Source organism: Ruminococcus sp. RTP21358st1_G6_RTP21358_211008 (assembly GCF_040908885.1).
GTDB lineage: Bacteria > Bacillota > Clostridia > Lachnospirales > Lachnospiraceae > Blautia_A > Blautia_A faecis.
The window spans coordinates 76,241-96,396 of sequence record NZ_JBDGDM010000009.1 but is presented as its reverse complement, the minus strand read 5'-3'; the positions used below and the strand labels follow the sequence as shown (position 1 = coordinate 96,396).

The following is a 20,156-nucleotide window of genomic DNA, read 5'->3' as shown; positions in this document are numbered from 1 at the left end:
ACACTTCCGCATATCGCATTCATAGAGGAAAAACCTCTGCGCGATAAAATATGAAATTGTGACTATTAAATAGTCATGCGGAAGATGGGACTTGAACCCACACGAGCGCAATGCTCACAAGATCCTTAGTCTTGCTCGTCTGCCAGTTCCGACACTTCCGCATATCGCGTTTTTCGGAGAAAGTTTTCTTTCTCGCTGCGACGGATATTAGTATAACAAAGGGGTATATGATTGTCAACACATTTTTTGAAAAAAATTAAAAATTTTCAAGTTTTTTTTGAAAAAAAGAGGAATTTGAAATTTTGTGTAGAATATAATTAATAGGAGGAAGATTATCGGCTTACCTGTCAGTCTTTGGAGGATAGAAGATATATGAATATCAGAGAGAGCATGGAAGAAAGAGAACTGGAACTGCTGAGTCCTTATGCCGCATACAGTGGACGTTCCAGAGGAAGAGACCGGGAGGAAGAAGAGTGTGACGTCCGGACGGTTTACCAGAGAGACCGGGACAGGATCCTGCATAGCAAAGCTTTTCGCAGGATGAAGGATAAGACTCAGGTTTTTCTGGCTCCGGAAGGAGATCATTACAGGAACCGGCTGACGCACACTCTGGAGGTATCCCAGATCGCACGTACTATAGCCAAGGCACTTCGCCTGAATGAGGATCTTGTGGAGGCGATTGCACTGGGACACGACCTTGGTCATACGCCTTTCGGACATTCAGGAGAGACCGCACTTAATACCGTTCATCCTGAGGGCTTTGCCCACTACCGTCAGAGCGTCCGCGTGGTGGAAGTACTGGAGAAGAACGGTGACGGACTGAATCTTACCTGGGAGACAAGAGACGGAATCCTGAATCACCGTACCAGCGGTCATCCGTCCACTTTGGAGGGACAGGTAGTCCGCTTTTCGGATAAGATTGCCTATGTTCATCATGATATGGACGATGCCCAGAGAGCTGGGATCATTACAGAGAATGATATTTCTGCCAGTCTCAGGGAGTTTCTTGGACAGACCACAAGAGAAAGGCTGAATACCTTTGTACATGATGTGATTGAGCACAGCATTGACCAGCCTTCCATTCAGATGTCTGCTCCTGTAGAGCAGGCACTCATGGATCTTCGATCAGAGATGTTCCAGAAAGTATATCTGAATCCCATTGCGAAGCGTGAGGAATCCAAGGCAATCAAAATGCTGACAGAATTATACGCCTATTACATAGATCACCCGGAAGCAATGTCCAGGGAGTACGTTGCTCTTATTGAGAAAAAGGGAGTTCCCAAAGACCGGGCGGTATGTGACTGGCTGTCAGGAATGACGGATCAGTATTCCATGAAGAAATTCAAGGAGATTTTCATACCAAGAGCCTGGGAGGTTTATTAGAACGTGGACAAAACTCTTGCAATGAGATATAATATTTATTTACGCGAAAGATGTCGCATTTTCTTGGATATGCGGCATATCAAATCAAAGGAGGATAAGCATGCGCTATTCCGACGATATCATTGAAGAAGTGCGAATGAAAAATGATATTGTAGACGTGATATCCCAGTATGTAAGACTGACCAGAAGAGGAAGCTCCTATTTTGGTCTGTGTCCTTTTCATAATGAGAAGACCCCTTCCTTTTCCGTAACGCCGTCCAAGCAGATGTATTACTGCTTCGGCTGCGGAGCTGGAGGAAATGTATACAATTTTGTAATGCAATATGAGAATTATTCATTTGGAGAAGCACTTTCCCATCTGGCAGAGCGTGCCGGTGTGGAACTTCCCAAGATCGAATATTCCAAGGAGGCAAGGGCGAAAGCGGAGAAGCGTGCAGCCTTGCTTGAGATCAATAAGAAAGCGGCTCAGTATTTTTATTACCAGCTGCGCCGTGAAGGTGGAAAAAATGCCCACGATTATCTTACAGGCAGAGGTCTCAGCGAAGAGACGATCAGGAAATTTGGTCTGGGGTATTCAGACAAGTACAGTGATGACCTGTATAAATATCTGAAATCCCAGAATTACAGTGATGAACTTCTTCGGGAATCCGGCCTTTTCAATGTGGATGAACGCCAGGGCATGTATGACAAATTCTGGAATCGTGTTATTTTTCCAATCATGGATGTCAATAACAGGGTGATTGGATTTGGCGGGCGAGTGATGGGAGACGGCAAGCCCAAGTACCTGAATTCGCCAGAGACCCGTATTTTTGACAAGAGCCGTAATCTGTACGGATTGAATATAGCCAGAACCACCAGGAAAAATTACCTGATCCTGTGCGAGGGCTACATGGATGTAATCTCCATGCACCAGGCAGGATTTACCAATGCAGTGGCTTCTCTGGGAACGGCGCTTACATCCGGACATGCCAGTCTGGTGAAGAGGTATACACAGGAAGTGCTTCTTCTTTACGATAGTGATGAAGCTGGTGTAAAAGCCGCCTTGCGAGCCATTCCCATTCTACGGGAAGCCGGCGTGAATTCCAGAGTGGTGAATTTACGGCCTCACAAGGATCCTGATGAATTTATCAAAGCAGAAGGCGCAGAGGCTTTTGAGAAAAGGCTGGAGGCAGCTACGGACAGCTTTATGTTCCGGATAAGTATTGCTTCCGGTGATTTTCCTATGGATGAGCCACAGGGACAGAACCGGTTTTTTGAGCGGTGTGCCCAGTATCTTCTGGAACTTTCTGATGAACTGGAGCGGAATCTGTATATTGAAGCAATTGTAAAAGAATACCGCAGATATGGAATCAGTGTGGAAGACCTTCGGAAGCGTGTAAACACCCTTGCTCTGAAGGGTACGCCTGCAGAGAAGCGTATCCAGCCAAAATCCGGCGGCTCTCCGATGAGAAAAAAGGAGAGCGCGGCAGATAAATCCCAGAAGCTGATGCTTACCTGGCTGGTTACCTATCCGGCAATCTTTGACACTGTGGAGAAATATCTTTCCCCTTCAGATTTTGTAGTTCCTCTTTACAAAGAGGTGGCAGAAATGCTCTGGAAGCAGCACGAAGAGGGAGATGTGAATCCAGCCAGACTTCTGAATGCTTTTACAGATAGTGAAGAGCAGAAAGAGGTGGCCTCTCTCTTTAATGCCACGATCCACCTTGAGACAAAGGAGGAACAGCAGAGAGCATTTTCCGATGCTTTGATCCGCATTAAGCAGGAGAGTCTGGCGGAGAAAAATAAAAACTGGGATCCTGCAGATATGGGGGCTTTACAGGAGCTTGTAAAGGCCAAGAAGGATCTGGAGGAGCTTGGAAGAAAAAGGCAGCAATTGCATATTTCTTTTGAATAAGGATAAAATATTAACACTATATGGAGGTTAGAGTACCTATGGAAATGAATATGGGCAAATTCAGTGAGAAACTGGTGGGACTTCTGGAGCTTGCAAAAAAGAAGAAAAACGTACTGGAATATCAGGAAATCAGTGATTATTTCAAAGACCAGCCACTGGATGCGGAACAGATGGACAAGATCTTCGATTTCCTTGAGGCAAGTGGGGTAGATGTGCTGCGTATCACAGAGAACAGTGCAGATGACCTTATGCTGGATGATGACATGGATATTGATGGTCTGGATGATGAGGAAGAAGTAGAGCTGGACAAGATCGATCTTTCTGTTCCGGAAGGTGTGAGCATTGAGGATCCGGTTCGTATGTATCTGAAAGAAATTGGTAAAGTTCCGCTTCTTTCAGCAGAAGAAGAAATCGAGCTTGCAAAGAAAATGGAACAGGGCGACGAAAATGCCAAGAAGCGTCTGGCAGAAGCCAACCTTCGTCTTGTTGTCAGCATTGCAAAGCGTTATGTAGGACGTGGAATGCTTTTTCTGGATCTGATTCAGGAAGGTAACCTTGGTCTTATCAAGGCTGTCGAAAAATTTGATTACCGAAAGGGTTACAAGTTCAGTACCTATGCTACCTGGTGGATCCGTCAGGCTATCACAAGAGCCATTGCAGACCAGGCGCGTACCATTCGTATTCCGGTTCATATGGTTGAGACGATCAACAAGCTGATCCGCGTTTCCAGACAGTTACTCCAGGAGCTTGGACGTGAACCTACTCCGGAGGAAATCGCGGAAGAGATGGACATGCCGGTAGACCGTGTGCGTGAGATTCTGAAAATTTCCCAGGAGCCGGTTTCTCTGGAGACCCCTATTGGTGAAGAAGAGGACAGCCATCTTGGAGATTTCATCCAGGATGACAATGTTCCGGTTCCGGCTGATGCAGCAGCATTTACTCTTTTGAAGGAACAGCTGGTGGAGGTTCTTGGCACTCTTACTGAGAGAGAACAGAAGGTTCTCCGCCTTCGTTTCGGACTTGATGATGGACGTGCAAGAACGCTTGAGGAAGTTGGCAAGGAGTTCAATGTTACCAGAGAGCGTATCCGTCAGATTGAGGCAAAGGCTCTTCGTAAGCTCCGTCATCCAAGCCGCAGCCGCAAGCTGAAGGATTACCTGGATTAAGGAGAGGGCTATGCAGTTATCCTTACGACTGTCTGCAATCGCAGACCTGGTGACAGAAGGAAACCGGCTGGTAGATGTGGGATGCGATCATGGATATCTGCCGGTATACCTGATACAGCAGAAAAAAATTCCATCCGCCATTGCAATGGATGTGCGAAAAGGACCCCTTTCCAGGGCACAGGAACATATCCGGCAGTATGGACTGGAGGAATACATACAGACCCGGCTCTCAGACGGACTTGAAGGCTTGAAAGCCGGAGAGGGTGACACCCTTGTGATCGCAGGTATGGGCGGTCCCCTTATGGAAAGGATTCTCACAGATGGCAGGTCTGTGAGAAATTCTTTCTCTGAGCTGATTTTACAGCCACAGTCCGACATTCCCCATTTTCGCAGATTTATCCAGTCTGAAGGCTGGGAGATCACAGAAGAGAAAATGGTGGAAGAGGATGGGAAATTTTATCCCATGATGCGGGTGGTGCCTGGGGAAAATGTTCACAGCAGTTTGAAACTTAACGTGGATTCTTTCCCCAAAAATACGTCTGTGAAAGCTGCTTCTTCTGAGAACCTACATGCTGATGAATGGGCAGAAATGCCGGAAAATCCAGCTGCTTACACCTTGGAGGAAGCTTTTGGCAAATATCTTCTTCAGGAAAAGAACCAGGTGCTTTACCATTATCTTCAGCGGGAATCCCGGATCCGCTCCCAGATTCTGGACCAATTGGAAACGGCACCGAAGGCAGAGGCAGTTACTGCCCGCATTTTGGAAGTAAAGGAGGAGGCGCAGCTGATCGCTGCTGCGCTGGCAGAATATGAAGGTTAAAGAACTGACAGACTGGCTGGGCGGAAATTTTCCGGCAGCAGTTGCAGAAGACTGGGATAATGTGGGACTTCTTACAGGAGATGACGAGAGTGAGGTAAAACATGTCTTTCTTGCCCTTGATCTTACCGAAACAGTGTTAGACGAGGCTATCCGGGCTGGTTCTGACATGATCGTTACCCATCATCCTATGATCTTTTCCGGTATTAAGAAGATCAATAATCACAGCTTTACAGGACGGAAGATTATCAGTCTGGTGCGCCATGGAATATCTTATTATGCGATGCACACCAACTATGATATTCTGGGAATGGCAGATTTAAGTGCCGGATATCTGGAACTGTCAGATACGAAGGTACTTTGTGCCACCGGGGAAAAAGACGGAGAGCCCATTGGCTTTGGGCGTGTGGGAAATCTGCCTTGTGAGATGACATTAAAGGAGTACGCCCTTCTTGTAAAAAAGAACCTGAAGCTTTCAGATGTGAAAGTGTACGGAAATCTGGAACAGACTGTGAAAACGGCTGCCGTATGTACCGGCTCTGGTAAAAGTATGATCCAGGATGTGCTTGCTGCCGGGGCAGATGTATATGTGACAGGTGATATTGACCACCATACCGGAATTGACACCGTAGCCCAGGGGCTTGCAATCATTGACGCAGGTCATTACGGTACGGAATATATTTTTATGGAAGATATGAAGGAAAGACTGGCAAAAGCGTTTCCGGAGCTTACAGTCAGCTGCGCAAAGGTGAGAAGCCCGTATACGATATTATAAGGTTAAGACCTGGTGTGGATGGGCGTGATGGTGTTCGCCAGCCCGGAGATAAAATGAGTTGTCAGAATAATATTGTCTGGTTTGGGAAAATGTGATTTATGTTTAGCCTAATTGGTCTTTTGGATCAGAAAAGGAGATTTTATGGATCATGCAGTGAAACTTACAATCAATGGGGAAACCAGAGAGTTTCCCATGGGAATTACCTATAAAGAAGTTGTAAAAGAGTACGAAAAGACCAGTCCGGTCCCTGTTATTCTTGTAATTGCAGGAGGCAAGATCTGTGAGCTTCATAAAAAAGCGGAACGGGACGGTGAAGTCCGGCTGGTCACCACAAAAGACAGCATTGGAAATAAAACCTATAAGCGAACTGCATGTCTGGTGCTTTTAAAGGCAATTTACGATCTTGCAGGCAAAGAAAAAGTAGATAAAGTGGTGCTTCATTATTCTGTAGGAAGCGGTTTTTACTTTACCATGGAAGGAGAACAGAAGCTGGATCAGGCATTTCTTGACCAGGTAAAGAAGCGGATGACAGAGCTGGTGGAGCAGAAAATCCTGGTGAAGAAACGAAGTGTAGGAACGGATGAAGCAATTGCACTTTTTCATCATCACAGAATGTATGATAAAGAGAAGCTGTTCCGCTATCGCAGGGTTTCCAGGGTGAATATTTACAGCATAGAGAATTTTGAGGACTATTTTTACGGGGCAATGGCTTACGATACCGGCTATGTGCCATATTTTGACCTGAAACTGTATGATGAAGGCTTTGTGCTGATTCTGCCGGAGGCTAAGGCTCCGGATGTGCTTCCGGAATTCCAGCCCCAGGAGAAGATCTTTCAGGTGCAGAAGGATTCTGAAGAGTGGGGCAGAAAGCTGGAAATCTCCACAGTAGGCGAGCTGAATGACCAGATCGTTTCCCAGGGGATACAGAAGATCCTTCTCATGCAGGAGGCAATCCAGGAGTCTGGAATTGCCAGAATTGCAGAGCAGATCGTGGAGGCTGGAAACAAGAAGTTTGTCATGATCGCTGGTCCGTCCTCCTCCGGCAAGACTACCTTTTCCCACAGGCTGTCCATTCAGCTGGCGGCGCACGGAATGAAGCCACATCCCATTGCTGTTGACAATTATTTTGTAAACAGAGAGCATACCCCGCTGGATGAATTCGGGGAAAAGGATTACGAGTGTCTGGAAGCCATTGATGTGGAGCAGTTCAACAAAGATATGCTGGCACTTCTTAATGGAGAGAGAATAGAGCTTCCGGTGTTCAACTTCAAGACCGGGCAGAGAGAATATAAAGGCGATTTTCTCCAGCTGGGGAAGGAAGACATCCTTGTTATTGAGGGAATTCACGGTCTGAATGACAAATTAAGCTATGCGCTTCCGAAGGAGAGCAAGTTCAAAATCTATATCAGTGCCCTCACCCAGCTGAATATTGATGAACACAATCGGATTCCTACCACAGACGGCAGACTGATCCGCAGAATCGTCCGGGATGCAAGAACCAGAGGAACCTCTGCCAAGGATACCATTGCAAGGTGGCCATCTGTAAGAAGAGGGGAAGAGAAGAATATTTTTCCATACCAGGAAGAAGCGGATGTTATGTTTAACTCGGCACTGATCTATGAACTGGCCTGTCTGAAGGTATACGCAGAGCCTCTTCTCTTCGGAATTTCCAAAGAGGAGCCGGAATATCTGGAGGCAAACAGGCTGCTGAAATTTTTTGATTATTTTGTAGCTGTGCCAAGCGAGGAAGTGCCTAATAATTCCCTGTTAAGAGAATTTATAGGGGGAAGCTGTTTTAACACCTGATGATGCAGATGTGCTTGTAAGAAGTTGAGGAGTATTTTATGAAAATAAGTCGCAAAGGCTTTACATTGGCTGAGCTTTTGATCGTGGTTGCAATTATTGCGGTGCTGGTGGCTGTTGCAATACCTGTTTTCGGAAGTCAGTTGGAAAAAAGCAGGGAAGCAGCAGACCTTGCAAATGTACGCGCTGCTTATGCAGAAGTGCTGACTGAGGCAAACATGGGAATCTATAATAAAGAGGTTATTGTCAATCTGAAACAGAAACAGTATGACTGGCAGTCAGCGGATGTAATTACAATTGGGGGGATCAGCCATTCGGTAAAAGAAGGCGATACGGATAACTGGATTGGAAAACCAGGAGCAGGTGGAACCTGTAAGGTTTCGTTTGACCAGAAAATGGGAACCAAATTTGTGTGGAGCGGGGATGGGACTTCTGCGTCAAATAGCTATGACATGAGTGAGGATTTCTTTGATGTATTAGAGAAGAGTGGCTGTCTGAAGGATGAGAAAATAAGCTCAAACAATGATTTTGAAATTGATTCGAAAGCAGCGGAGTTTTCAACTTTTGTCCCGAAAATTGAAAAAGTATTGGGCGAACAAAGCCTATTGAAGAATGGTACATGGGCGTTTCTGGGAAATGGAAATTCAGATAAAGCATCTGAAAGATATTTGTTCTGGACTTCATTTGATACCAATAAGGTGGGAGTTGGTAAGAAAATACCAATATTGATTCAAAGAGGAGATGGAAAATATTACGTCTCGAAATCTCTAACGGCAGAGAGAAAAAAAGGAAATGTAACATATGTGGCAATCTCCGATCACCTTTTTAATAAATGGGGGTATGAACGCGTTATTAAAGCAGGGGATGGTAAAGTGTATAACTCTCTGTCAGAAGCCTATGCTGCATATGAGAAGGTACTTGAAGGGTATAAAGACTTACCCCAGTAATTATTTACCGGGTTACTGCTTACTCCGTTTACCGTAATCTTAACAGGTTATACGACAGGGAGAAATGAGAAATAGTGCTTTACATCTTACCACAATAATGTTAAAATAGCACTTGCGCAAGCAGACCAGGTGATCGCGGCTGGACAGACGAAAGGGTTCAGACGAGGAAAGTCCGGGCTTCACAGGGCAGGATGCCGGATAACGTCCGGTGGAGGCGACTCCCAGACCAGTGCAACAGAAATAAACCGCCATGGCTTGCCATGGTAAGGGTGGAAAGGCAGTGTAAGAGACTACCGCCGTCCTGGTAACAGGCCGGGCACATGTAAACTCCATTCGAAGCAAGACCGAGCAGAAAGCGATACGGCGGCCCGTCGTGCTTTCAGGTAGGTCGCTTGAGCCTTTCGGCAACGGAAGGCCTAGACAGATGATCACTCAACGACATAACCCGGCTTATCGGTCTGCTTGCGTATTTAAGAATCGGATTGTATGATACATATAATGTGATATTTAACCTGAGAAGGTTCAGTTCTGCTGGATTTTCCCAGGTTTTTTTGCTTTATAGGAAATTACTCCGTAATGTTCCGATAAAGCAAAAAACGCTCCGCGAGGATGCGACCAGATGGACAGGAAATTTCACCGGAATTTCTGTTATACAAAAAAGTGGAAGCTGTATTCAGCTTCCACAATAAAATATCAATATTGTTATTAAAAACAATGATTTACAGAGATGACTTATTTATTTCTGTGACCGGAGTATTTCTCCTCACAATATTTACATCTGTAAACCTCATTCTCCTCATCTGCCAGAACAAACACCTGATCCAGTCCCTGCTCGATGGAAGTGATACAGCGGGGATTTTTACATCTGATCACGTTTACAACCTGCTTCGGAAGACGAAGGTCTTTTTTCTCAACGATCTTCTCATCCTTAATAATATTTACGGTGATATTGTGATCAATGAAACCAAGGATATCCAGATCCAGATCTTCAATCGGGCACTCAACCTTGATGATGTCCTTTTTGCCCATCTTATTACTCTTTGCGTTCTTGATGATCGCAACAGTACAATCAAGCTTGTCAAGCTTCAAGTCATGATAAATAGTCATAGCCTTGCCGGCTTTGATATGGTCTAATACGAAACCTTCACGAAGTGCTCCAACATTTAACATGGCAGTTCCACCTCCAATAATGTAAGAATCAGGGCCATACGAACATATACACCGTACTGGGCCTGTTTAAAGTATGCGGCTCTCGGATCATTGTCTACTTCGACTGCAATTTCGTTAACACGTGGAAGCGGATGAAGAATGTACATGTCATCCTTTGCAAGGGAAAGCTTCTGCTTGTCCAGTATGTAGAAATCCTTCATACGAACATAGTCTTCCTCATTGAAGAAACGCTCTTTCTGAACACGTGTCATGTAAAGAATGTCAAGCTCCGGAATTGCATCCTCCAGACGTTCTACTTCTATGAACTCGATGTTGTTCTTTTTCAATACGTCTTCACGGATATAGCTGGGAATACGAAGCTCTTCCGGAGAAATCAGTACGAATTTAACATTGTTGTAGCGAACCAGCGCCTCGATCAGAGAGTGAACGGTACGTCCGAATTTCAGATCTCCGCACAGACCGATGGTAATGTTGTCAAGACGTCCCTTTAAGGAACGGATGGTAAGTAAGTCTGTAAGAGTCTGGGTTGGATGCTGATGACCACCGTCACCGGCATTGATAACAGGAATATTAGAAACCATAGAAGCTACCAGTGGAGCACCTTCTTTGGGATGACGCATAGCACAGATATCTGCATAGCAGGAAACAACACGAATGGTATCGGCAACAGTTTCCCCTTTCGCTGCGGAACTGGAATCTGCAGATGAGAAACCAAGAACCTTACCGCCAAGGTTCATCATAGCAGCTTCAAAACTGAGACGGGTACGGGTACTTGGCTCATAGAAAAGTGTGGCAAGCCGTTTGTCGTCACAGGTATGTGCGTATTTTTTGGGGTTTTTCTCAATATCGCTGGCAAGATCCAGAAGCTTCTCAAGCTCCGGAACACTAAGGTCCAGCGGACTCATTAAGTGTCTCATGATATACCTCCGTTATGAGTGTGTGGTTTTGGGGTAGAGTGTTACGGTTCACGAAAACTCTTTCAAAAAGGATCTTCTGTGAGTGGTAACGCAAAATCTCTTCGACCTATCATATACTACTTGGAATGATTTTTCAAGAAGATTTTGTAAGTATTTTTTCGAAAAACAATCCAGTGAGAAACCAGACCGGGAGATAGTCCAGACGGATGATTCCTTTGTACTGATGGGGCACTCCAGAATAGTCCCAGGGGCACATGTGAAAAGCCTGCAGGATAGAACCGCTGGTAAATTCTGCCAGGTAAAATCCGGCAGTATAAAGGGAGCCGCGCAGAAGTGCCGGAAGGCTTTTCAGTTTTTTGTATACAGGCAGAATCAGGGATGCACAGCCATAAATGGGGAACATAAGAAGAGAGGTAGTGCCTTTCATGGAAGCATCTCCCCGGAGCAGGGAATGGAGCCCGGTCCAGAGAATCTCCAGACACAGGCCAGTAAAACCACAGAAGAGAAAAGGGTATTTTTTCATATGCTTGGTCTCCTTGGGTAAAATGATAAAAATAACATTCCCATTCTTGCTAAATTTATGCTGCAAGGTTATAATGGAGAGAAAAAGATATTTGATAAACGAGGAGCTTTTATTATGAACTATCAGGAATGCCGTGCATACATCGATGATTCGGCGAAATACGGTTCTGTGCTGGGACTTGATAATATGCGTGAAATGCTGGACAGGCTTGGAAATCCACAGGATGCAGTCCCTTATGTTCACGTAGCCGGAACCAATGGAAAGGGTTCCGTGATTGCTTATTTATACACCACTCTTACCCGGGCAGGCTATAAAGTGGGCAGATACATATCTCCAACTCTTTATTCTTACAGAGAACGTCTTGAGATTGCCGGTGAGAAGATCTCACAGGAAGATTTTGCAAAGTATGTGACAGAAATTTCCAGGTCAATTGATCAGATGACAGCGGTTGGCATGAATCATCCCACCCCTTTTGAGATTGAGACCGCAGCAGCGTTTTTATATTTTAAGGAAGAAAATTGTGATCTGGTCCTTCTGGAGACCGGAATGGGCGGTAATCTGGATGCCACCAATATTGTGAAGAATACCAAACTGGCTGTGCTGGTTTCTATCAGCATGGATCATATGTCATTTCTTGGAAATACCCTTGGAGAAATCGCAGAGAAGAAGGCGGGAATTATCAAACCTGGCTGCCGGGTTGTGACCACAAAGCAGAAGCCGGAAGCGGCACAGGTGATTGCAGATACCTGCAACAAGCTTCATGTACCCTGTGTAGTATCTGACCCTGATGAGGCTGTTTTGGAAAAAGAGAGCGTATTCGGTCAGACCTTTTCTTATAAAGGAGAGGAATTTGCAATTTCCCTTGCCGGTGTTTACCAGAAAGAAAATGCAGTGCTGGCATTAAACGCCCTTGAAGAACTGGACAGACTTGGCTGGACTACTACCATGGAACAGCGGAAGGAAGGTCTTCTCCACACAAGCTGGAAGGGAAGATTTACGGTTATCAATAAAAAGCCTCTTTTTATTGTAGACGGCGCTCACAATGCCGGAGCAGCTGACAAGATGGCAGAATCTGTCCGGCACTATTTTAATGGGAAAAAACTGATCTACATTATGGGTGTTTTTGCAGACAAGGAATATAAGATTGTCCTTGAAAAAACAGCCCATTTTGCAGAAAAAATCTATACCATAGAGACACCGGATAATCCCCGTGCACTGCCGGCAGAGGAACTGGCGAAGGCGGCAAGGGTATATAATTCCAGTGCCGAGAGTACAAAAAGTATAAAAGATGCTGTAGAAAAGGCATTTTCCTGTGCAGGAGATGACGAGAACAGTGTGATTCTGGCATTTGGTTCACTTTCCTTTATTGGAGCGCTTACAAATGCGGTGGAAGAATATGTCGGATAAGTGTCAGGTACTGAAAAGGCAGCGTGTTACTGGTCACGGAGTGAACAGTAATGGCAGTACATTGTGGAAATTGAAGTGTGCAGCAGCTGAATTTGCATGATTAAATACAAAAACTGGAGAGAAAACAATATGACAGATTTGCAGGAATGCAGACGAAAAATAGATGAAATTGACAATCAGATGGTGGAACTTTTTGAGAAGCGGATGAAGGTCTGCGAGGAGGTTGCAGAGTATAAGATCCATACCGGAAAGAAAGTGCTGGATCCGGAGAGAGAGCATACCAAACTGGAAGAGATCAGGAAAAAAGCGCACGGTGAGTTTAACGAACTTGGAGCCCAGGAGCTTTTTCAGCAGATCATGGCCATCAGCAGAAAGCGTCAGTATCAGCTTCTCACCGAATATGGTCCGAAAGAAGAGGAAGACTTCCAAATGGTGGAGCAGCTTCCCAGAAATAATGTGACTGTTGTTTTCCAGGGGGTAGAGGGCGCCTACAGCTATGGAGCCATGCGCGCCTACTTTCAGGAAGACATTAAGAGCTATCATGTGAAGCTGTTCCGGGATGCCATGGAAGAAGTTGCAGCAGGAAGAGCAGATTACGCAGTCCTTCCTATTGAAAATTCCACAGCTGGGATTGTGACAGATATTTATGACCTTTTGACAGAATATAATCTGTTTATCGTGGGAGAGCAGATTCTGAAGGTTGAGCATGTACTGCTTGGCCTGCAGGAGGCTGAGCTTTCCGATATTGCCGGGGTATATTCCCATCCTCAGGGGCTCGCCCAGTGTAAGGAATATCTGGAAGAGCATAGAGATTGGAAAACCACAGCAGTAACCAACACCGCCGCAGCGGCCAAAAAGGTCAGCGCAGATCAGGATAAGACTCACGCAGCGATTGCCAGCAGGGCTGCCGGAGAGATTTACAATCTGAAGGTTCTGGCAGAGAATATCTGCAAAAATGACAGCAATGTGACTAGATTTATTATTCTGGCAAAGAAACCGGTTTATGAGAATAACAGCTCCAGGATCAGTGTATGCTTCGAGGCACATCATGCAAGCGGAACTCTTTACAATGTACTTTCCCATATGATCTATAATGGTCTGAATATGACCAAGATCGAGTCCCGGCCTATTCCGGGAAAAACCTGGGAATACCGTTTCTTCGTGGACTTCGAGGGAAACCTGCGGGACAGCGCGGTAAAGAATGCACTGCGGGGCATGGAAGCAGAGACCAGCTATTTGAAAATTCTGGGCAATTATTAGAGTGTGTTTGAAAAAGGCTTTCTGCAAGATGTGCGTCACAATTTGTGGGAGATTTTGTCCGGATGAAGGCGCCGTAGCGGGCTACGGCAACTGAATTCGGGCAAAATATACCGCAAAGTGGGGCGTGCAGATTGCGGGAATGATTTTTCAAACACGCTCTAGAGCCGGTTATAGCTGCGAAGGCAGAGAGTGGCAGCAATTTCATTTATTGTTAAAATTAACCAAAGAATTTAAGAAGATTTTATCTGTTTTTAATATAAGAAAAGTAGAATGAAAAACGGTGCAAATGCGTGAGCTTGTATATCCGAAAGTGTGCTGCCATGAATTGTGCGGGCGGCAAAAAGGAGAAGAGGCGCGTAAATGCGCTATGGAATTGAGAGGAAACAAAAATGGCAAGAACAGAAGAATGTATCCTTTACCGCAATTTCGACAACGGTGAGGTACTGGACACAATGACATCACTGATGAACAGCTATGAGGCTGGTGAAGAAGGCTTTGAGAATCGGAAAGAGGAATTTTTCCATATGGCAGGAAGCCTGGTGGAAATGGCAGGAATGTATGGGTTTTCCGGGAATCTGTGGCACACTTATCTGACACAGCTTCTTGTCAATCACGAGAATGCATTCAGTACCGCTTCCGAGATCAGAGGGGTAGTGGAGGGAAGCATTAACCATCTGGCTCTTCATGATTTTGGGATTTTCAAAGAACTTTATGACTTTGATCTTGCTGTTTTTGACAGTGCGTTTGGAACAGACTGTGCTGATTTTCTCTGTGATTATGTGAATACAGGATGTAACAGCAAGGTATACAACCAGCGTATCTGCGACAGAATCTGTGATATGAGCAAAACACTGGCAGAGGCTTCTACAGTGGAAGAGTTTATGGCAGATATGGTGCAGTTCTACAAAGATTTCGGCGTAGGTAAGCTGGGATTGAACAAGGCATTTCGTATTGAGCATGGCAAGGATGGCAAGCCGGTGATCACACCGATTACCAGAATCGCCCATGTGAATCTGGATGATCTGGTTGGATATGAAATCCCCAAGCAGAAACTGATCGAGAACACGGAGGCTTTTGTAAGAGGAAGAAAGGCCAACAACTGCCTGCTTTTTGGTGATGCAGGAACTGGTAAATCTTCCAGTATCAAAGGTATCTTGAACCGTTATTATGACGAAGGACTTCGTATTATCGAGGTGTACAAGCACCAATTCCAGGATCTGAATGATGTGATCGCACAGATCAAAAACCGTAATTACAAATTTATTCTTTATATGGATGATCTTTCCTTTGAGGAATTTGAAATCGAATATAAATATCTGAAAGCAGTGATCGAGGGCGGCCTTGAGAAAAAGCCGGACAACATCCTGATCTATGCAACCAGCAACAGACGTCATCTTGTTCGGGAGAAATCCGGGGATAAGCTGGAGGTGGCAGACGATGAAGATCTGCATTCCTCCGATACTGTGCAGGAGAAGCTTTCTCTGGTTTACCGTTTTGGCGTGCGTATTTATTTTGGTGCACCGAATAAGAAGGAATTCCAGAATATTGTTACTACACTTGCAGAGCGCTATGGTGTTACAATGCCTGCAGAGGAGCTTCTGATGAAGGCAAACGCCTGGGAGCTTTCTCACGGCGGTCTCACTGGAAGAACGGCGCAGCAGTTTATTGATCATGTTCTGGGAACAAGTGAGGAACAGTAAAAGAATACCAGAGATTATCTGAAATTTATACCTGTGCAACCGAATTCGGGTGAAATCTACCGCAAAGTGGGGCGTGCAGATTGCGGGAATGATTTTTTAAACAGGCTCTAGGTTTTGGCGAAAGCGGGCAGTACAATAGAAAAAGCTTTTGCTTGTGTCTGACTTACAGGCACAGATAGAAGAAATAATCCTTGGCAGGAGGGAAAAACGTATGGCAGTGACCACATTTGCGGCAATTGATATCAGTTCCTATGAGATCACCATGAAAATTTTTGAATTTTCCAAAAAGGGTGGTTTCCGGACTGTAGACGATATCCGGTATCGTCTGAATCTTGGAGTAGGGGTATATTCCGGCGGAACCATGGAAGTGGATAAGGTAGATACTATTTGTGAAGTACTTAACGACTTTAAGAGGATCATGGCAGAGTACGGTGTGAAAGAATACCGCGCCTGTACCACAAGTGTTTTCCGTGAGATGAAGAATCCGCTGATTATCATTGAACAGATTTTCAGAAGAACCGGAATTCATGTGGAGGTTTTAAGCAATGCCGAGCAGCATTTTCTGGGCTATAAATCTATTGCGGCCATTGAGAATGGTTTTAAGAAAATGATCCAGAAAGGAACCGCTATTCTGGATGTGGGTGGTGGAAACCTGCAGATTTCCCTGTTTGACAAAGATGCGCTTGTAACCACCCAGAGCCTGAAAATGGGAAGCGTGCGTATCCGTCAGCGACTGAAAGAGCTGGAGAAAACCAATACGAATTATGCACAGCTGGTGGAGGAGTTTATCCGTAATGACCTGACCGGGTTTAAGCGTCTTTATCTGAAAGACCGAGAGATAAAGAATTTGATCCTTATGGGGGATTTTCTTACTGAGACTATTTTCCGTGAGGAGAGACAGGACAACATTATTACACGGGCTGAGTTCGAGAAGCGGTATGAGAATACGGTTTATAAGACCGAGACTTCACTGTCAGAGGAAATGGATATTGATCCGGAGTATGCCGCTTTGATTGTGCCAACTATGGTTATCTGTAAAGATTTTATGGATCTTTTCAATGCAGAAGCGCTTTGGATGCCAGGTGTATCTCTTCTTGATGGTATTGCCTATGATTTCGGGGAAAAGAAGAATTTTATTAAGAGTGCACACAATTTTGAAAATGATATTCTGGTGGCAGCCAGAAACATTGCCAAACGTTATTCTACTGGAAAGGATCATATTAAGGGCACTACCGACCTTGCCCTGGCGATTTTTGACAGCATGAAGAAAGTGCACGGAATGGGAGACAGAGAGCGCCTGCTTCTTCAGATCGCAGTGCAGCTTCATGACTGTGGCAAATATATCAGTATGGGAGATGTGGCAGAGTGCTCCTATCAGATCATTATGGCTACGGAGATCATTGGACTTTCCACAGAAGAACGTCAGATCATAGCAAATGCGGTGCGCTACAATACCGCAGAATTTGTTTATTACAGCGAGATCGCAGGAGAGGTCGGAATGGATCGTTCCGTATATCTTCTGATCGCCAAGCTGACTGCAATCCTTCGTATTGCAAATGCTATGGATCGCAGCCATTATCAGAAGGTAAAGAATATGAAGGCTATGCTGAAGGACAGAACTCTGCTTCTTACAGTTGATTCTGAGCAGGATATCTCCCTGGAGCTTGGACTTCTTATGGATAAAGTTGAATTTTTTGAAGAGGTATTTGGTATCCGTCTGGTATTCAGACGTAAGAGAAAAGTGTGAGGAGGGGCACAATGGATCTGAAAAATTTTGAAAAACCGGAGTATTTTGTGAACAGGGAGTTGAGCTGGCTGAAGTTTGACGACCGTGTTCTCTCAGAAGCAAGAGATAAAAGTCTGCCATTGTTTGAAAGACTGAAATTTACCAGCATTGTATCTTCCAATCTGGATGAGTTTTACATGGTTCGTGTGGCTTCCCTGAAAGACCAGGTTCATGCTGGTTATGAGAAAACAGATATTGCAGGAATGGGACCAAGAGAGCAGCTGAAGGAGATCAGCGTTCAGACACATGAGCTGGTTCGCTCCCAGTACAGCACTCTGAACCGTTCCCTTCTTCCGGCACTTGAGAAGGTGGGGCTTCATCTGGTGATGGAGCACGAGAAATTAAACGAAGAACAGCAGGAGTATGTGGACCGTTATTTCGAGGATAATGTTTATCCGGTTCTTACCCCTATGGCAATGGATTCTTCCAGACCTTTCCCATTGATTCGAAATAAGACATTGAATATTGGCGCCTTGATCTCCAAGAAGGATAAGAAAAAGGGCAAGGATGTACTGGTATTTGCCACTGTCCAGGTGCCTTCTGTACTGCCTCGTGTGGTTGTCGTTCCATCCGGGAATAAAGAGGACACTACCGTAATCCTTCTGGAGGAGATTATCGAGCGCAATATTGACAAGCTTTTCCTTGGATATGATGTGGTTTGTGCACATCCTTACCGTATTATGAGAAATGCGGATCTTTCCATAGATGAGGATGGGGCGGAGGATCTTCTGGTGGAAATCCAGAAGCAGCTGAAGAAGCGCCAGTGGGGTGAGGTAATCCGCCTGGAAGTGGAGGATAAAACGGACTCCAGACTTCTTGGCATTCTGAAAAAGGAATTTGACATTAAAGAAGAGGATATTTTCTATATTAACGGACCACTGGACCTTACCATGCTGATGAAGGTTTATGGACAGGATGGCTTTGATCAGTACAAAGAGCCGAAATATACCCCTGCTGTAGTGCCTGCATTTGCAGATACCAGTAAGGATATTTTCCAGGTGATCCGTGAGGGTGATGTGTTCTTACACCATCCATACATGAGCTTTGACCCGGTTGTAAATTTTGTACGCCAGGCGGCAAAGGATCCGGATGTACTTGCGATTAAGCAGACGTTGTACCGTGTCAGTGGAAATTCCCCGATCATTGCAGCACTTGCCCAGGCAGCGGAGAATGGCAAACAGGTTTCGGTTCTGGTAGAGCTGAAGGCACGTTTTGATGAGGAACACAATATTGTGTGGGCAAAAATGCTGGAAAAAGCAGGCTGTCATGTTATTTATGGTCTGGTTGGCCTGAAAACACACAGTAAGATTACTTTGGTGGTTCGCCGTGAGGACACCGGAATCCGCCGTTATGTCCATCTGGCAACTGGTAACTATAACGACTCTACTGCAAAGCTTTATACGGACTGCGGCATTTTTACCTGTGATGAGCGCTTCGGCGAGGATGCAACTGCAGTGTTTAACATGCTTTCCGGATATTCTGAGCCGAAGAACTGGAATCGTCTGATCGTGGCACCAATCTGGATGAAGGATCGTTTCCTGAAGCTGATCGAGAGAGAGGCAGAGCACGCGAAGAAAGGAATGCCGGCTATGATCGTAGCGAAGATGAACTCTCTTTGTGATCCGAAGATCATTGCAGCTCTTTATCATGCATCTTCCTGTGGCGTGCAGATTTACCTGCTGATCCGAGGCATCTGCTGTCTGAGAGTGGGAATCCCGGGTGTGAGCGAGAATATCCATGTGCGTTCTATCGTAGGAAACTTCCTGGAGCACAGCCGTATCTTCTATTTCCACAATAATGGCAGTGACGAGATTTATATGGGAAGTGCGGACTGGATGCCACGTAACCTAGACCGCCGTGTGGAGATTGTTTTCCCGGTCGAGGACGAGCAGATCAAGAATGAGATCAAGCATGTTCTGGATCTGGAGTTCCGTGATAATGTAAAAGCCCATATTCTTCAGCCTGATGGAACTTACGAGAAGCAGGACAAGAGAGGCAAGCTTCTGATCAATTCCCAGATGGAATTCTGCAGGGAGGCCACTGAGAAAGCAGAAGCGTTAAAGAAAAAAGAAAAACATGAAAATTCCAGAGTCTTCATCCCGGCAGAACCGGCGGAGGATGTGGAAGAATAAGAAGTTGAAGTGAATTAGGAAAAATAAGGAAAGCCGCTGTATTGTGATGTGAGATTGCAATATGGAAAAATGCAGAAGCTGACGCCGATGCACTTGCTTTCGAAGATTTTCAGTAAAAAAATTAAGATTCTGACTTCTAAGGTCTGAATCCAGATGCCGCAAGGTTGACGAAAAAAGTCGCTTTGCGGCGTCTTTTTGCATAAAAAAAGAAGGCATAACCCAGGCGGCAGAAATATATTCAGACAACAAAAAAACTTCCGAATCACTTCGGAAGTTTCTAGCAGCCAGTACGAGAATCGAACTCGTGTTTTCGCCGTGAGAGGGCGACGTCTTAACCCCTTGACCAACTGGCCATGTAAGCGGTATGCTTAACATATATATTCAATTTGTAGAAAATAGAGCAGCCAGTACGAGAATCGAACTCGTGTTTTCGCCGTGAGAGGGCGACGTCTTAACCCCTTGACCAACTGGCCATG

15 protein-coding genes, 3 tRNA genes, 1 other RNA gene and 4 pseudogenes are annotated in these 20,156 nt (G+C 45.2%); 15 read left to right on the top strand and 8 right to left on the bottom strand.

Translation table 11 applies throughout. The features are described from left to right. Positions 1-76: 76 nt before the first annotated feature. Positions 77-161: transfer RNA gene (locus AB5Z12_RS05395), tRNA-Leu, on the bottom strand. 211 nt (positions 162-372) lie between these two features. Here AB5Z12_RS05395 and AB5Z12_RS05390 point away from each other — a divergent pair. From AB5Z12_RS05390 to rnpB, 8 genes are all read left to right on the top strand, one after another. Further along, on the top strand, positions 373-1,383 hold the full coding sequence (locus AB5Z12_RS05390; RefSeq protein WP_148462392.1) for a deoxyguanosinetriphosphate triphosphohydrolase: 1,011 nt from the start codon (positions 373-375) through the stop codon (positions 1,381-1,383). A gap of 100 nt (positions 1,384-1,483) precedes the next feature. After that, positions 1,484-3,277: a DNA primase gene (dnaG, locus tag AB5Z12_RS05385; protein ID WP_148462390.1), complete on the top strand. Its 1,794-nt coding sequence runs from the start codon at positions 1,484-1,486 to the stop codon at positions 3,275-3,277. 38 nt (positions 3,278-3,315) lie between these two features. Further along, positions 3,316-4,443, top strand: coding sequence for an RNA polymerase sigma factor RpoD (gene rpoD / locus AB5Z12_RS05380; RefSeq protein WP_118578714.1), 1,128 nt, complete (start codon positions 3,316-3,318; stop codon positions 4,441-4,443). 10 nt (positions 4,444-4,453) lie between these two features. After that, the gene (locus tag AB5Z12_RS05375; RefSeq protein ID WP_173716357.1) at positions 4,454-5,263 is read left to right on the top strand and encodes a class I SAM-dependent methyltransferase; all 810 of its coding nucleotides are present in this window, start codon (positions 4,454-4,456) and stop codon (positions 5,261-5,263) included. Next, positions 5,253-6,035: a Nif3-like dinuclear metal center hexameric protein gene (locus AB5Z12_RS05370; protein WP_226815547.1), complete on the top strand. Its 783-nt coding sequence runs from the start codon at positions 5,253-5,255 to the stop codon at positions 6,033-6,035. Before AB5Z12_RS05375 ends, AB5Z12_RS05370 begins: the two co-directional genes overlap by 11 nt. Before the next feature lie 141 nt (positions 6,036-6,176). Next, complete coding sequence (locus AB5Z12_RS05365; protein ID WP_368356957.1) at positions 6,177-7,841, top strand: nucleoside kinase; 1,665 nt, start codon at positions 6,177-6,179, stop codon at positions 7,839-7,841. 38 nt (positions 7,842-7,879) lie between these two features. Further along, positions 7,880-8,785, top strand: coding sequence for a type IV pilin protein (locus AB5Z12_RS05360; RefSeq protein ID WP_368356958.1), 906 nt, complete (start codon positions 7,880-7,882; stop codon positions 8,783-8,785). Positions 8,786-8,902: 117 nt separating this feature from the next. After that, positions 8,903-9,254: RNase P RNA component class A (gene rnpB, locus AB5Z12_RS05355), an RNA gene on the top strand. A gap of 263 nt (positions 9,255-9,517) precedes the next feature. On the opposite strand, the gene AB5Z12_RS05350 is transcribed toward rnpB, so the two are convergent. The 3 genes from AB5Z12_RS05350 to AB5Z12_RS05340 all read right to left on the bottom strand — a co-directional run bounded on the left by AB5Z12_RS05350 (position 9,518) and on the right by AB5Z12_RS05340 (position 11,395). Beyond that, positions 9,518-9,955 carry an aspartate carbamoyltransferase regulatory subunit gene (locus AB5Z12_RS05350; protein WP_118578704.1) on the bottom strand — a complete coding sequence of 146 codons (438 nt, stop codon included), beginning with the start codon at positions 9,953-9,955 and terminating at the stop codon, positions 9,518-9,520. Next, positions 9,949-10,872 (bottom strand): aspartate carbamoyltransferase, encoded by a 924-nt coding sequence (gene pyrB, locus AB5Z12_RS05345; protein WP_368356959.1) that lies wholly within the window; start codon positions 10,870-10,872, stop codon positions 9,949-9,951. The genes AB5Z12_RS05350 and pyrB overlap by 7 nt, the downstream gene beginning before the upstream one ends. A gap of 133 nt (positions 10,873-11,005) precedes the next feature. Beyond that, positions 11,006-11,395, bottom strand: coding sequence for a hypothetical protein (locus tag AB5Z12_RS05340; RefSeq protein WP_118578700.1), 390 nt, complete (start codon positions 11,393-11,395; stop codon positions 11,006-11,008). A 114-nt stretch (positions 11,396-11,509) separates the two neighbouring features. Here AB5Z12_RS05340 and AB5Z12_RS05335 point away from each other — a divergent pair, with 114 nt between their 5' ends. Both AB5Z12_RS05335 and pheA read left to right on the top strand, forming a co-directional pair. Continuing rightward, a complete protein-coding gene (locus AB5Z12_RS05335; protein ID WP_368356960.1) occupies positions 11,510-12,802 on the top strand; it encodes a folylpolyglutamate synthase/dihydrofolate synthase family protein in 1,293 nt (430 codons plus the stop codon). Between the two features lie 129 nt (positions 12,803-12,931). Then, entirely contained in the window at positions 12,932-14,062 is a 1,131-nt protein-coding gene (gene pheA / locus AB5Z12_RS05330; RefSeq protein WP_368356961.1) for a prephenate dehydratase, read from the top strand. 40 nt (positions 14,063-14,102) lie between these two features. Here the strand turns inward: pheA and AB5Z12_RS05325 are convergent. Continuing rightward, positions 14,103-14,153 (bottom strand): annotated as a pseudogene (locus AB5Z12_RS05325) (DUF6783 domain-containing protein); the annotation flags it as partial. Here AB5Z12_RS05325 and AB5Z12_RS05320 point away from each other — a divergent pair. The 3 genes and pseudogenes from AB5Z12_RS05320 to AB5Z12_RS05310 form a co-directional block, all read left to right on the top strand. Continuing rightward, a pseudogene (locus tag AB5Z12_RS05320) lies at positions 14,130-14,336 on the top strand (DUF6783 domain-containing protein); the annotation flags it as partial. The pseudogenes AB5Z12_RS05325 and AB5Z12_RS05320 overlap by 24 nt on opposite strands. A gap of 115 nt (positions 14,337-14,451) precedes the next feature. Then, a complete protein-coding gene (locus tag AB5Z12_RS05315; protein WP_368356962.1) occupies positions 14,452-15,762 on the top strand; it encodes an ATP-binding protein in 1,311 nt (436 codons plus the stop codon). Between the two features lie 31 nt (positions 15,763-15,793). Next, positions 15,794-15,856, top strand: a pseudogene (locus tag AB5Z12_RS05310) (DUF6783 domain-containing protein); the annotation flags it as partial. On the opposite strand, the pseudogene AB5Z12_RS05305 reads toward AB5Z12_RS05310, so the two are convergent. Then, positions 15,827-15,898, bottom strand: a pseudogene (locus AB5Z12_RS05305) (hypothetical protein); the annotation flags it as partial. The pseudogenes AB5Z12_RS05310 and AB5Z12_RS05305 overlap by 30 nt on opposite strands. Before the next feature lie 18 nt (positions 15,899-15,916). Here AB5Z12_RS05305 and AB5Z12_RS05300 point away from each other — a divergent pair. Together AB5Z12_RS05300 and AB5Z12_RS05295 are read left to right on the top strand one after the other, a co-directional pair. Next, the gene (locus AB5Z12_RS05300) at positions 15,917-17,509 is read left to right on the top strand and encodes an exopolyphosphatase (protein ID WP_368368576.1); all 1,593 of its coding nucleotides are present in this window, start codon (positions 15,917-15,919) and stop codon (positions 17,507-17,509) included. Positions 17,510-17,520: 11 nt separating this feature from the next. Beyond that, complete coding sequence (locus AB5Z12_RS05295) at positions 17,521-19,680, top strand: RNA degradosome polyphosphate kinase (RefSeq protein WP_173716348.1); 2,160 nt, start codon at positions 17,521-17,523, stop codon at positions 19,678-19,680. Between the two features lie 281 nt (positions 19,681-19,961). Here AB5Z12_RS05295 and AB5Z12_RS05290 read toward each other — a convergent pair. After that, a tRNA-Glu gene (locus tag AB5Z12_RS05290) sits at positions 19,962-20,033 on the bottom strand. A 48-nt stretch (positions 20,034-20,081) separates the two neighbouring features. Then, positions 20,082-20,153 (bottom strand) — tRNA-Glu (locus tag AB5Z12_RS05285). Positions 20,154-20,156 lie beyond the last annotated feature (3 nt).

Bases quoted from the DNA above. Each gene is read 5' to 3' on its own strand.
- dnaG (WP_148462390.1), top strand. From the start codon at position 1,484: ATGCGCTATTCCGACGATATCATTGAAGAAGTGCGAATGAAAAATGAT.
- AB5Z12_RS05315 (WP_368356962.1), top strand. From the start codon at position 14,452: ATGGCAAGAACAGAAGAATGTATCCTTTACCGCAATTTCGACAACGGT.
- AB5Z12_RS05335 (WP_368356960.1), top strand. From the start codon at position 11,510: ATGAACTATCAGGAATGCCGTGCATACATCGATGATTCGGCGAAATAC.
- AB5Z12_RS05295 (WP_173716348.1), top strand. From the start codon at position 17,521: ATGGATCTGAAAAATTTTGAAAAACCGGAGTATTTTGTGAACAGGGAG.
- rpoD (WP_118578714.1), top strand. From the start codon at position 3,316: ATGGAAATGAATATGGGCAAATTCAGTGAGAAACTGGTGGGACTTCTG.
- pyrB (WP_368356959.1), bottom strand. From the start codon at position 10,872: ATGAGACACTTAATGAGTCCGCTGGACCTTAGTGTTCCGGAGCTTGAG.
- AB5Z12_RS05340 (WP_118578700.1), bottom strand. From the start codon at position 11,395: ATGAAAAAATACCCTTTTCTCTTCTGTGGTTTTACTGGCCTGTGTCTG.
- AB5Z12_RS05360 (WP_368356958.1), top strand. From the start codon at position 7,880: ATGAAAATAAGTCGCAAAGGCTTTACATTGGCTGAGCTTTTGATCGTG.
- AB5Z12_RS05365 (WP_368356957.1), top strand. From the start codon at position 6,177: ATGGATCATGCAGTGAAACTTACAATCAATGGGGAAACCAGAGAGTTT.
- AB5Z12_RS05390 (WP_148462392.1), top strand. From the start codon at position 373: ATGAATATCAGAGAGAGCATGGAAGAAAGAGAACTGGAACTGCTGAGT.
- AB5Z12_RS05370 (WP_226815547.1), top strand. From the start codon at position 5,253: ATGAAGGTTAAAGAACTGACAGACTGGCTGGGCGGAAATTTTCCGGCA.
- pheA (WP_368356961.1), top strand. From the start codon at position 12,932: ATGACAGATTTGCAGGAATGCAGACGAAAAATAGATGAAATTGACAAT.
- AB5Z12_RS05350 (WP_118578704.1), bottom strand. From the start codon at position 9,955: ATGTTAAATGTTGGAGCACTTCGTGAAGGTTTCGTATTAGACCATATC.
- AB5Z12_RS05375 (WP_173716357.1), top strand. From the start codon at position 4,454: ATGCAGTTATCCTTACGACTGTCTGCAATCGCAGACCTGGTGACAGAA.